Raw genomic sequence first — 8784 nt, forward strand, 5'->3', positions numbered from 1 at the left:
CCCGGGTCAGGCTCCCGCCGCCGGGGCCCGGTCGAGCGTCACGCCGAAGTGCTCCCGGTACGCCGGAAGCAGCTCGTTCTCGTTCAGGATGCGTTCGGCGCGCTCGCCCTGCCGGGTGACGATCAGCTTGCGCCCGCTGATCGTGGTACGCCCCTCCGCCGTGCGGATCGAGCACACCGGCGACCTGGTGAAGTGCGAGTCCGGCGAGGTCGCCTGCCACCAGCAGGTCGGCACGAAGTCGGCCAGCTCGTACGGCCGCGCGGTGAGCCGGTAGGCGGGCTCGCCGTTGTGCGACACGTCGAGATCGCCGTGCTCCCCGGGAGCGGGGACGATCTGGAACACCCCCGCGCCGTCCTTCTGCTCGCCGCGCCCGTCGATCCGCAGCGGCTCGTCGGCGAAGTCGCCGAAGCCGACGTCCACCAGCCAGGGCTCGTCCAGGTCGACGCGGAGCGCGAGGTGGTCGAACAGCGGCCCCGGCCGGCCGCCGCCGAACACCCGCGCCGCGAGCAGGGTCACCCGGTAGCCGAGCGCGGTGAGCAGCGCGGCGAACAGGCCGTTCTGCTCGTAACAGAAGCCGCCGCGGCGGCGGGTGACGAGCTTGTCGAACAGGGCGTCGGGAGCGAGGGAGATCGGCTCGCCGAGGTGGATGCTCAGGTTCTCGAACGGCACCGCCCGCAGGTGCGCGAGCTGCAGGGCCCGCAGGCCGTGGACGTCCGGCGGCACCGGCCGGGACGCTCCGAATCTGTCCAGGTAGCGGGTGACTTGCGACTCGTCCATGACCTACAGGAAACCACGTCTCGCCCGCCTGCGCCCGCCGGATGGCGGCGCGGGTCAGCTTCGCACGGCGCACAGCAGGCGGTTGTTCCCGCGCTGCCACAACGTGCCGATCTCGCCGAACCCGGCCTTGGTCAGCGCGCTCACGTGCTGCTCGACCAGGTGGGACTCCGAGCCGTGATGGGCTGCGCCGGCCGTGCTGCGCTCCTGGTTGAGGTCGGCGAAGGCGGGGTCGGCGGCGATGGCGTCCCACCAGGCGCGCCAGTCCTCGGGCCGGCGGTCGCCGAAGACGCGGTCGGTCTCGCGCTGGTGCACGGCGTGCTCCAGCCGGGCCAGGGTGGGGGAGGAGGAGTCCATGTGGTCGCCGTTGAGCAGGATCCCGCCGGGGCGCAGCACGCCGGCCAGCTCGGCGTACGTCTCCTGAAGCTCCTCGGGCGAGATCCAGTGCAGCGCGGTGGTGCTGACGGCGGCGTCGGCCGGACGGTCGAGGCCGAGCGCCTGGGTCCACCCGCCGGTGCGCAGGTCGGCCGAGACGAACCGCAGCCCCGGGTAGGCGGCCCGGCCCAGCCCCAGCAGCAGCGGGTCGGCGTCGACGGCGATCACGGTGGCCGCGGGCAGGCGTTCGAGCAGCCGGGCGGACAACGACCCCGGCCCGCACCCCAGGTCGATGACCACGGGGTCCGGCCGGCCCAGCGCCTCGACCGCGTCGATCAGCGCGGTGAAGCGGGCCTCCCGGTCGGGCAGATAGCCCTCCTGCTGACGGTCCCAGCGCTCGATCCATGCCAGCGCGGCTTCCTGAGTGAGCATCAGATCTCCCTGTAACTGTCGTCTAAGATTTGAGCAGTCACAACTTAGAACGCGAAGGTGTAACCGGTCAAGTGGATTACAACAGTCACACAGATGCGATCGTCCGGGTCGCGGTGGCGCTGGTCAACGCGCTGACCCCGGGCGAGCAGCGCGGGCGCGAGTTCCCCGTCCCCGACGACCTCGCCGCGGCCGCCTCCGGCGCGCTGGGCAGCGTCTATTCCGGCCACCGCGGGATCGGCGCGGCCGACGCCGCCGAGCTGGCCGAGGTGGCGGCCCGGCTGCGCGTGGTGTTCCGCGCGGTGGCGGACGGCGACGTCGACGCCGCCGCCATGGCCACGAACGCGCTGCTGGAGGAGAGCAGGGCCAGGCCGATGCTCGAACGCCACGACGGCGAGCCGTGGCACCTGCACTTCCACGGCCCCGGCGGCTCGGTGGCGGGCGACTGGGCGGCGAGCTGCTCGACCGGGCTCGCGATCGTGCTCGGCAGCGAGTTCAGCGACCGGCTCGGCGTCTGCACCGCCCCCCATTGCGACCGCGTCTACGTGGACGTCTCCCGCAACGGCACCCGCCGCTTCTGCTCCACGGCCTGCCAGAACCGCGTCAAGACCGCCGCCTTCCGGGCCAGGACGAAGGCGGAGTGAGCCGTGGTGAGCCGGGTCAGCCCAGGACGCGGATCGGCGCGCCGGCCAGGAACGCGTCGATGTCCTGCACGGCGTCGCGGAAGTAGGTCTCGTAGTTGCCGCCGGTGACGTACCCGAGATGGGGGGTGGCCAGCACGTTGGGCAGTCTGCGCAGCTCGTGCCCGGCGGGCAGCGGCTCGGTCTCGAACACGTCGAGCCCGGCCCCCGCGATCAGCCCCTCGCGCAGCGCCGACGCCAGCGCGGCCTGGTCGACGATGGCCGCCCGCGAGGTGTTGACCAGGTAGGCGCTGGGCCGCATCAACGCCAGCTCACGCGCGCCGACCAGCCCGCGGGTGCGCTCGCTCAGCACGAGATGGACGGAGACGACGTCGGACTCGGCGAACAGCTCCTCCTTGGCGACCGCCCGCACGCCCAGCTCGTCGGCGCGCGCCGCGGTCAGGTTCTGGCTCCAGGCGATGACGTCCATGCCGAACGCCTGCCCGATGCGGGCCATCTGCGCCCCGATCTTGCCGAGGCCGAGCAGCCCGAGGGTGCCGCCGTGCAGGTCCATGCCGACGGTGCTCTGCCACGGGCCGTCGGAGCGCATCGCCGTCGCCTCGGGCACCAGGTGGCGGGCCAGGCCCAGGATGAGCGCCCAGGTCAGCTCGGCCGGCGGGGTGGAGGCGCTGCCGGTGCCGCACACCGTGACCCCGCGGGCGCTGGCGGCGTCGAGGTCGACGGAGGCGTTGCGCATGCCCGTGGTGATCAGCAGGCGCAGCCGGGGCAGCCGCTCGAACAGCTCCGCGCAGAACGGAGTGCGTTCCCGCATGAGGACCACGATCTCGAAGTCCGCCAGGGCCGCCACCAGCTCGTCCTGGCTGGTGAAGTGGGCCCGGAAGCTCGTGGCCCGGACCCGCGACCAGTCGGCCAGCCCGAGGGCCACGCCCTGGTAGTCGTCGAGGACGGCGCAGCGCAGCATGATCCGTGATCCTACGCCGCGGCCCCCTGCTCCAGCTCCCCGGCGGGGCCGGGGAGCTGGAGCCCGTTCATTCGGCGGCTAGCCTTTCCGCCTCTTCGTGCAGCGCCGCGACCAGGATCAGCTCCAGGTTGAGCTCCTCCAGGTCCGGCGACGCCAGACCGTCAAGGACGCGCATGGTGGGCCTCCCTGAACAAAAGACGTCTCAGGTGTCACATAGGTTCACATCTATCTGAAACGTTCTCAGGGGAGGCGCGGACCGGAGGGGGAGGGAGTCATTCCGTCGAGGGTTCCGGGAATTGTCCCGGACAAATCGTCAAGCGACTCCCGACAGGCCGGAATCGCGGTTCAACTCGATGTCCATCTGCATCGCCAGAATCTCCTGCCGCTCCTGGTTGATCCTGCGGCAGATCGTGACATATGCGGTCAGCACCTTGGAGTAGGAAGCCCGGGCCTCCTCCAGCTGGCCGCGCAGACGTTCGATGCGGTCGGGGTCGGCGAACTCCTCGGCCTCGGCCTCGGCCAGCAGCGCGCGGGCCTCGTCGACGATCTCCTCGGCCCGCAGCCGCGTACGTCGCAGCATCGCCGAGCACTGGAAGAGCTCCGTCAGGCGCGCCGATGAACGAGCGAACTCGGCCTTGCCCATACCCGTGCCGCCCGCCCGATGCCAGCGAAGATTCGATGCCATTACCGCCACCTCCCCGGTCAAGGTTGCCTAACTGTAGACGTGTGTACCCCGCCGGAGGATGACCTGAGACGCCCACGGAGTACGTCCCTGATCCCGGCGGAGAGTTTTCTTCCTCTGACAGGTCGAGGATTTTCCCCTGAAACTCATTCGGTCCCTGGTGAATGTGCTGATTAGAGCCATCTGTGGGGTCTATCCGAAGAATGCAACGAATCGCCGGGGTCGGCAAATAGGTGACTCCAAGACGGCCGATCGCCCCCCGCGGCGACGGGCGTTCGTCACATACTGAAACGACATGGCGGCGCAACGTGACTCCGAGGTGACGGCAGTGGTGGCGATGTCGGCGGCGGGTAACAACGACGAGACGGTCGACGTCAGCGTCGTCATCCCGGTGCACAACTGCCGTCCCTATCTGGACAGGTGCCTCACCTCGGCGCTCGTGCAGCGGGTGAAGAAGGAGATCATCGTCGTCGACGACGGCTCCACCGACGGCGGCGCCGAGCTCCTCGACCTCTATGCCACCTACCACCAGTCCAGCGTCAAGGTCGTGCACATCGAGGGGTCGGGCGGCGCCGGCCGGCCGCGCAACGTCGGCCTCGCCCACGCCACCGGCCGGTACGTCTTCTTCTGCGACGCCGACGACCACCTCGGCCCCGAGGCGCTGGAACGCATGGTCGCCATGGCCGACAGGAACGGCTCCGACATCGTGCTCGGCAAGATCGTGGGCCACGGCAGGCGGGCCCCGGCCTCGATGTTCCAGCAGAACGCCGAGCGCCTGACCCTGGCCGACAGCAACGTCTACAACAGCCTGAGCTGCTTCAAGCTTTTCAGGCGGGAGATGGTCGAGCGCCACGGCATCCGTTTCGCCGAGGACATGCTGGTCGGCGAGGACATCATGTTCACCGTGCACGCCTACTGCCACGCCGGCGTGATCTCGGTGGTCGCCGACTACGACTGCTACCACCTGGTCTCCAGGTCCGACGGCAGCAGCATCATGCAGCAGGCGGGCAGCCGCGACCCGATCGCCTGGCTGACCATGATCCGGCGGCCCATCCGGCTCATGGCCCGGCACGTCGAGCCCGGCCCGCTGCGCGACCACCTGCTGCGCCGGCACTTCAGGCTCGACGCCTTCAGCCAGCTCGGCGCGGTGTTCCTGGAGAGCGACGACGTGCGCCGCAAGGAGATCGCCCAGGAGGTCGCGGCGCTGTGCGACGAGTGGTTCACCCCCGGCGTGCACGCCCGGCTCAACACCATCGACAAGCAGCGCGTGGCCGCGCTCGGCGACGTCGAGCGCCTGGTTCGGCTGGCCCGCATCGAGAGCGCCACCGTGCGGCGGCGACTGACCGGGCTGCGCTGGGAGGAGGACCACCTGGTGGTGAGCGGCACGGCCGGGCTGGAGGGCATCAGCCAGGACGACGGCGTGGCCCTGGTGCTGCGCCCCCGCAACGACCCGCACGGCGAGCTCGTCGTCCCGGCCGAGCGGCGGGGCGCGGAGTTCACCGCCCGGGTGGAGGCCGCCGCGCTCGCCTCCGGCGTCTGGGACCTGCGGGTGGCGGTCGAGCTGGAGGGGGTGGTGCGCCACGGCCGGCTGGGCGCCGACCGGGACAACGGCGTCACCCGGCCGCAGCCCCGCCTGATCGGCGGCGTGGTGACCCTGCCGTACTTCACCAGGGACAACGGCAACCTGAGCATCGACGTCGGCGGCCATGTCGTCGCCGTGCCCGGCACCGTCCGGCTGGAGCGGACCAGGTGGGGGCTGGGCCACCGGCTGGTCGTGCACGGCGAGGTCAGCGTGGCCGGGCAGGTGCCCGAGTGCGCGGCGATCAGGCAGATCGTCTGGCGCGAACGGCGTACCGGCCGCGAGCGCGCCGAGCGCGTGACGGCGCTGCCCGAGGGCGGGTTCGCGGCCCGGCCGGCGGTGGGCCGGCTCCCGCCCGGCACCTGGGACGCCTACCTGGAGCTCGACCTCGGCGGGCCGCCCGCGCTGTTCAGGATCGAGACCGACGCCGACACGGTCGCCGGCCCGCGCAGGTGGCGGGGCGCGGCGTTGCTGCGCAGCGTGCGGCCGTACGCGACCTCGGGGAAGGGACGGCTGAGCACGGTCGTGCACCGGCTGACGCCGCGAACGATCCTCAGGAAGCTCCTTCAGTAATTGCCACCTATGTGCAGGTGCAAGGCGATGCTCTAAAGTGAGGAGGATTTGTTCGTCCTTCTGGAGGCGTTGCCGTGCACGTACCCGATGGCTTCTTCAACGCAGCTACATCCGTCTCCGCCGGAGCGGTGGCGGCCGCCGGGGTAGCGGTCTGCCTGCGGGGCGCCCGTCGCGAGCTGGACGACCGGAGCGCGCCCATGGCGGGGCTCGTGGCGGCCTTCATCTTCGCGGTCCAGATGCTGAACTTCCCCGTCGCGGCGGGCACCAGCGGCCACCTGCTGGGCGGCGCGCTGGCGGCGATACTCGTGGGGCCCTACACAGGCGTGCTCTGCATGGCCGTGGTGCTCCTGGTGCAGGCCGTGTTCTTCGCCGACGGCGGGCTGACCGCGCTGGGCGTCAACATCACCATCATGGGCATCGTCACCGTGCTGGTCGGGTGGGGCGTCTTCCGGCTGGTCACCACCATGGCCAGGGGGCGGGGCGGGGTGACGCTCGGGGCCTTCCTCGGGGCGCTGATCTCGGTGCCGGCCTCGGCGCTGGTGTTCTCCGTGCTGTTCTGGATCGGCGGCACCGCGCCCATCGAGGTGTCGGCCGTGGCCGCGGCCATGGGCGGCGTGCACGTGCTGATCGGCATCGGCGAGGCGCTGATCACCGCCACCACCGTCGCCGCCGTGCTGGCCGTCCGGCCCGACCTGGTGTACGGCGCCCGCGGGCTGGCCAAGCCGCTGGTGCTCAAGGGGGCCGACGGCGCCACCACGACCGTGGACGAGCCGGCGCCGGCGGCCCGGCCGGGCGCGCTCAAGCCGTTCCTGCTGGGCGGGATCGGGCTGACCCTGGTGCTGGCCGGCGTGGTGTCCTTCTTCGCCGCCTCCGACCCCGACGGGCTGGAGGCCGTGGCCGAGAACAAGGGCTTCGGCGGCCAGGCGGCCGACCACGCGTTCGGGTCGTGGGCGCTGGCCGACTACGGTGAGGTGGGCGGCATCCCGGTCGGCGTGGCGGGGATCGTCGGCGTCGGGCTGGTGCTGCTCATCGCCGGGGCCGTGGCGTTCGCCGCGCGCAGCCGTACGAACGTGGGGGTCTGATCTGTGAGAGACGGTGAGTGACGGTGGGCGCGGGGCATCGGCACGATCTCTACCTGCCGGGTGACTCCCTCGTCCACCGGCTGCCGCCGCAGTGCAAGCTGCTCGCCGTCTTCGCCTTCGCCGTCGTCGTGGTGGCCACGCCGCGGGAGCGCTTCTGGGCGTTCGCGGTCTACGCGGCGCTGCTCGGGGGCGTCGCGCTGGCCGCGCGGGTGCCGGTCGGGCACGTGCTGCGGCGGATGGTGATCGAGCTGCCGTTCGTGCTGTTCGCGTTCCTGATCCCGGTGATCGGGATGGGCGAGCGCACGACGGTGCTCGGCGTCTCGCTGAGCGTGCCGGGGTTGTGGGCGGCCTGGAACATCCTGGTCAAGGCCACGCTCGGGGTGATCGCCTCGATCCTGCTCGCGGCCACCACCGAGCCGCGGATCATCCTCGTCGGGGCGCAGCGGCTGCGGCTGCCGAGCCTGCTGGTGCAGATCGCCATGTTCATGCTCAGGTACATGGACGTGATCCTGGAGGAGATGCGGCGGATGCGGGTGGCCCGCGAGTCGCGCGGGTTCGAGGCGCGCAACTTCCGGCAGATCCCGGTGATCGCGCGTTCGGCCGGGGCGCTGTTCATCCGTTCGTACGAGCGGGGTGAGCGGGTGCATCTGGCGATGCTGAGTCGCGGCTACGCTGGACGGATGCCGATAATTCAAGATATTTCGGCATCCATCGGGCAGTGGGCGGCGGCGCTCGCCCTGCCCGTCGTGGCACTCGCGGTTCTGGGGCTCTCATGGTGAACTCTCTGGAGGTCAGTGACCTGGCCTACGCCTACCCCGACGGCACTCAGGCGCTGTTCGGCGTGAACCTGGCGATCGGCCGCGGTGAGCGGGTGGCGCTGCTCGGCCCCAACGGCGCCGGCAAGACGACCCTCGTCATGCACCTCAACGGCATCCTCACCGCCGGGCACGGCAGCGTGGCCGTGGGCGGCGTCCCGGTGCGCAAGGACACGCTCAAGGAGATCAGGCAGCGCGTCGGCCTGGTCTTCCAGGACCCCGACGACCAGCTCTTCATGCCCACGGTCCGGGACGACGTCGCCTTCGGCCCGGCCAACGCCGGCCTCAAGGGCGCCGAGCTCGACCGGGTGGTCCGCGACGCCCTCGACCGGGTCGGCATGCTGGAGGCCGCCGACCGGCCGCCGCACCACCTGTCGTTCGGCCAGCGGCGCCGGGTGGCGGTGGCCACGGTGCTGGCGATGCGGCCGGAGATCCTGGTGCTCGACGAGCCGTCCTCCAACCTCGACCCGGCCGCGCGCAGGGAGCTGGCCGAGATCCTGCGTTCGCTGGACGTGACGGTGCTCATGGTCACCCACGACCTGCCGTACGCGCTGGAGTTGTGCGAGCGCTCGCTGATCCTGTCGGGAGGCGTGATCGCCGCCGACGGGCCCACGCGCGAGCTGCTGGCCGACGCCGAGCTGCTGGCCGGGCACCGCCTGGAACTCCCGTACGGCTTCGCCGTCCCGGCCGGGTGAGCAACCTGGTCCCCAGGTCGCGGGCCGGGCGGCCGGCTGGGTAAGAACCCTCAGCGCCGCGTCCAGCGCGTGATTGGTCCGGTCTAGGCCGTGTTTCGAAAGGTCGCGTGTGAGGCGTGTCGGTGATCGTTGAACGAAGAGGTCTCCGGTAGTTGGTTCAACGACCAAGAAGAACGAA

General features: G+C 71.3%; 9 protein-coding genes. 5 read left to right on the plus strand and 4 right to left on the minus strand.

What is annotated here, in order from left to right:
* Positions 1-6: 6 nt before the first annotated feature.
* Both ACIBQ6_RS47755 and ACIBQ6_RS47760 read right to left on the minus strand, forming a co-directional pair.
* Positions 7-777, minus strand: coding sequence for an arylamine N-acetyltransferase (locus tag ACIBQ6_RS47755; RefSeq protein ID WP_397219232.1), 771 nt, complete (start codon positions 775-777; stop codon positions 7-9).
* Positions 778-831: 54 nt separating this feature from the next.
* Positions 832-1581 (minus strand): class I SAM-dependent methyltransferase, encoded by a 750-nt coding sequence (locus ACIBQ6_RS47760; protein ID WP_397219233.1) that lies wholly within the window; start codon positions 1579-1581, stop codon positions 832-834.
* A gap of 71 nt (positions 1582-1652) precedes the next feature.
* Here ACIBQ6_RS47760 and ACIBQ6_RS47765 point away from each other — a divergent pair, with 71 nt between their 5' ends.
* Entirely contained in the window at positions 1653-2222 is a 570-nt protein-coding gene (locus ACIBQ6_RS47765; protein ID WP_352355400.1) for a CGNR zinc finger domain-containing protein, read from the plus strand.
* A 16-nt stretch (positions 2223-2238) separates the two neighbouring features.
* Here the strand turns inward: ACIBQ6_RS47765 and ACIBQ6_RS47770 are convergent, their stop codons facing one another.
* Together ACIBQ6_RS47770 and ACIBQ6_RS47775 are read right to left on the minus strand one after the other, a co-directional pair.
* The gene (locus tag ACIBQ6_RS47770) at positions 2239-3180 is read right to left on the minus strand and encodes a D-2-hydroxyacid dehydrogenase family protein (protein WP_358289243.1); all 942 of its coding nucleotides are present in this window, start codon (positions 3178-3180) and stop codon (positions 2239-2241) included.
* A 313-nt stretch (positions 3181-3493) separates the two neighbouring features.
* Entirely contained in the window at positions 3494-3886 is a 393-nt protein-coding gene (locus ACIBQ6_RS47775) for a hypothetical protein (RefSeq protein WP_387679276.1), read from the minus strand.
* Positions 3887-4157: 271 nt separating this feature from the next.
* On the opposite strand from ACIBQ6_RS47775, the gene ACIBQ6_RS47780 reads away from it, so the two are divergent.
* The 4 genes from ACIBQ6_RS47780 (at position 4158) to ACIBQ6_RS47795 (ending at position 8606) form a co-directional block, all read left to right on the plus strand.
* Positions 4158-6014: a glycosyltransferase family 2 protein gene (locus tag ACIBQ6_RS47780; RefSeq protein WP_397219234.1), complete on the plus strand. Its 1857-nt coding sequence runs from the start codon at positions 4158-4160 to the stop codon at positions 6012-6014.
* 74 nt (positions 6015-6088) lie between these two features.
* A complete protein-coding gene (locus ACIBQ6_RS47785; protein ID WP_397219235.1) occupies positions 6089-7096 on the plus strand; it encodes an energy-coupling factor ABC transporter permease in 1008 nt (335 codons plus the stop codon).
* Positions 7097-7119: 23 nt separating this feature from the next.
* Positions 7120-7875, plus strand: a complete 756-nt coding sequence (gene cbiQ / locus ACIBQ6_RS47790) for a cobalt ECF transporter T component CbiQ (protein WP_358289233.1) — start codon at positions 7120-7122, stop codon at positions 7873-7875.
* Positions 7869-8606 carry an ABC transporter ATP-binding protein gene (locus ACIBQ6_RS47795; RefSeq protein ID WP_358289230.1) on the plus strand — a complete coding sequence of 246 codons (738 nt, stop codon included), beginning with the start codon at positions 7869-7871 and terminating at the stop codon, positions 8604-8606. The genes cbiQ and ACIBQ6_RS47795 overlap by 7 nt, the downstream gene beginning before the upstream one ends.
* Positions 8607-8784 lie beyond the last annotated feature (178 nt).

This window comes from Nonomuraea sp. NPDC049655 (assembly GCF_044465465.1).
GTDB lineage: Bacteria > Actinomycetota > Actinomycetes > Streptosporangiales > Streptosporangiaceae > Nonomuraea.